4 protein-coding genes are annotated in these 2,728 nt (G+C 47.5%); 2 read left to right on the top strand and 2 right to left on the bottom strand.

The window, feature by feature from the left end:
* Positions 1-139: 139 nt before the first annotated feature.
* Positions 140-595, bottom strand: coding sequence for a divergent PAP2 family protein (locus AC1DWB_RS33290; protein ID WP_477545374.1), 456 nt, complete (start codon positions 593-595; stop codon positions 140-142).
* A 406-nt stretch (positions 596-1,001) separates the two neighbouring features.
* Here AC1DWB_RS33290 and AC1DWB_RS33285 point away from each other — a divergent pair, with 406 nt between their 5' ends.
* Positions 1,002-1,367 carry a c-type cytochrome gene (locus AC1DWB_RS33285; RefSeq protein WP_477545373.1) on the top strand — a complete coding sequence of 122 codons (366 nt, stop codon included), beginning with the start codon at positions 1,002-1,004 and terminating at the stop codon, positions 1,365-1,367.
* Positions 1,368-1,729: 362 nt separating this feature from the next.
* The gene (locus tag AC1DWB_RS33280) at positions 1,730-2,023 is read left to right on the top strand and encodes a Rieske (2Fe-2S) protein (RefSeq protein ID WP_477545372.1); all 294 of its coding nucleotides are present in this window, start codon (positions 1,730-1,732) and stop codon (positions 2,021-2,023) included.
* A 58-nt stretch (positions 2,024-2,081) separates the two neighbouring features.
* Here the strand turns inward: AC1DWB_RS33280 and arsM are convergent.
* Positions 2,082-2,728 (bottom strand): arsenite methyltransferase (gene arsM / locus AC1DWB_RS33275; RefSeq protein ID WP_477545371.1); only part of this gene is annotated, 647 nt, incomplete at its 5' end.

The following is a 2,728-nucleotide window of genomic DNA, read 5'->3' as shown; positions in this document are numbered from 1 at the left end:
CCGGGAGTCAGAGCAATTGGAAGAGTCCGTAGGTTCAGCAAGTTCTAATTAGAAGGAGTATCGATAATGCCGAATGGATCGAGCAAAAGTATGACACTAGTGTTAAGATCAAAAAGAACTTATCGGGCTCAATCAGCCCCTACTGGTAACACAACCAATAAAGCCCAGTACTGAGCACTATTCCGAATATAGCTCCTGCGATCACCTCAATCGGTCTGTGCCCCAACATCTCTTTTAACGCCTCATGGTGATTACCTTCTTGTTCATTAGCTCGAACGACCGTCATTAACCGATTGATAAAAGAAGCGTGAATGCCAGCATGCCTTCGGATACCAGCCGCATCAAACATGGTGATGGCACTTACAACGACACCAATGGCAAAACCAGTAGACGAAACACCCGAGTCCCATGCAATGGCTGTTGTAAGGGAACAGACTGCGGCGGAATGAGAACTTGGCATCCCTCCCGTACTAAACGCAATATGTGGGTTCCATGTTCGATTCGTTAGCAGGAACAGTGGGACTTTAATAAGCTGAGCCATAATAATAGCCAATAGTGCCGCGATTAATGGAAAATTGTGAATGAGTGTATTCAAGTTAGCCCCCCTCTAGCTATATCATAATGGTTTCTCTTGGATGCAGCTCCCTCTGCTATTGTGAACGCATGTGAGGAGAATTAACCGTATCTGCAATGACGGACTATGAACACCCACCAAACAAAATACTGCTTATCGCAACTAACATAAAGCAAGAAAGTAGCAAGGGTCGGAAAAGTGCCATCTGAACATGGACCGTTTTTTGCGGCTCCAACGACTGTCAACCCTTGAACAACCCGTGTAATCAGCCCGAATCAGGTTTGTCCAACTTGTGACGAGGTGGCTTCATTCGCAGCGGTTTATAGCCCTTAAGGGTCATTCTAATCAAAATAGGGGTTGGCTATAATGGTAGGGAATGAAGTAACCCCTATCCCTGTTAGGGATGGATCTAGAAGGAGGACTTGCAATGTATAAATGGATCATGGCACTATTAGTATCAGCAGCCTGTATATTCGGTCTGGTCGTGCTCGTGGTGGACACGAGTTCGGACAAGCCCGAGCAGGAGCCAGTAGCGCAAGGGCCAGCCATGCCGGCGGTCACGCTGGATCAAGCGGCAGCCGAGACGATCTATAAGAAGTCGTGTATCACTTGCCACGGGGATCAATTGGAAGGCAAGGTCGGGCCTAACCTGCAGAAAGTCGGGACCAAGCTGAGCACGGAACAGCTCTACAAGCTCGTATTGAACGGCAAAGGCGGCATGCCGGCGTTCAAGAGCTCCCTCAAGGAAGAGGAAGCGGCCAATCTCGCCCAGTGGCTGGCTACGCATAAATAAGTGAAAGGGTCCGTTAAGCGAACGGACTCTTTCTCTTATTTAATCGGCTTTCATGACTAATGACCCTAAACCGGTATAGCCGAGATCCGACGTGCACGTAAGGATAAAGCCGGCCATTCGTCGCAAACAAGATGCAATTCGCCCGTATCGCTTGCCACCATTCTCATGCTTTTGACCTCCGTATTAGAAAAGTAGGCCACATCACCCGGAATTCTGTGATCTTCCAGTTTCATTATAGGCAATGTCGGTGGTGGATGCTATCATCATTTCCGAAAAAAATGATGAGCGCAAAGGGATTTTGTGATATCTTATTTACTAGAAATCCAAGCTGACTATAAAAACAAGAACGGGGAGATTCATAAATGAGAGAGATCCTGTTAGGACCGATGGAAAGGTTCACGACATTTCCTGCCGAGGTTGATCTGGAGCATAATGTTTACTTTCTATTCGAGGAGGAAGGCACGTATAAGCTTATGTCGCGCGAGTGCCCACATGCCGGCTACACGGTGGATTTGGAAGACGGGGAGCTGGTGTGTCCGTTGCATGGCTGGACATTCGAAGCGCATACCGGACGTTGTCAGAATGTACCAAGTGCAAGACTTGCCACGTATGAAGTCATCTTACGAGACGGACATTTGTTCATTCAAATGGATTGAATGATAAGAGGGGTGCCCCTGCAAGGGCACCCTACCGGACACAACCTCAACCTCTATTTTACTTAACCCCTTTGATCACCGCTGACGCAATGTAATTTTCAATATGGGCTTCAGGAACCCAATCTTTAATAAATTCCTTTGAATCATCTTTAGATTCAACTACCACATCTTTAAATCCACTTTTCGCTAAAATTATTTTCAGCTCGTCGACGGATGAAGCCCCTGATATACAACTGGAGTACATCCGATCCAAGTCATTTCTAATCTCGAGTGGGAGTTCAGCCGTTGTAACAATATCCGAGATAGCAAGGCGACCACCGGAGCGCAGGACACGGTACGCTTCATCAAACACTTGCTGTTTGGCTGGTGAGAGATTGATCACACAGTTGGAAATAATGACGTCCACCGTTCCATCCTGAACCGGTAAATGTTCTATTTCCCCTAACCGGAAATCTGTATTCGTAATGCCACCTTTAATCGCGTTACCTCTGGAGCGACTAACCATCTCCGGAGTCATATCCACCCCGATGACGCGACCCGTTTCTCCGACTTGCCGGGATGCCAAGAAGCAGTCAAAACCACCGCCACTGCCCAGATCCRATACAACTTCTCCAGGTTTTAGTGCTGCTATTATTTGGGGATTGCCGCAACCAAGGCCTAGGTTTGCACCATCTGGAACTGCGGCTAATTCGTCAATGGAGTAAC

The sequence above is a fragment of the Paenibacillus sp. P4_E11 genome (assembly GCF_056401635.1).
The sequence above is the reverse complement of the archived record's forward strand: the minus strand, read 5'-3'. Positions and strand labels throughout refer to the sequence as shown.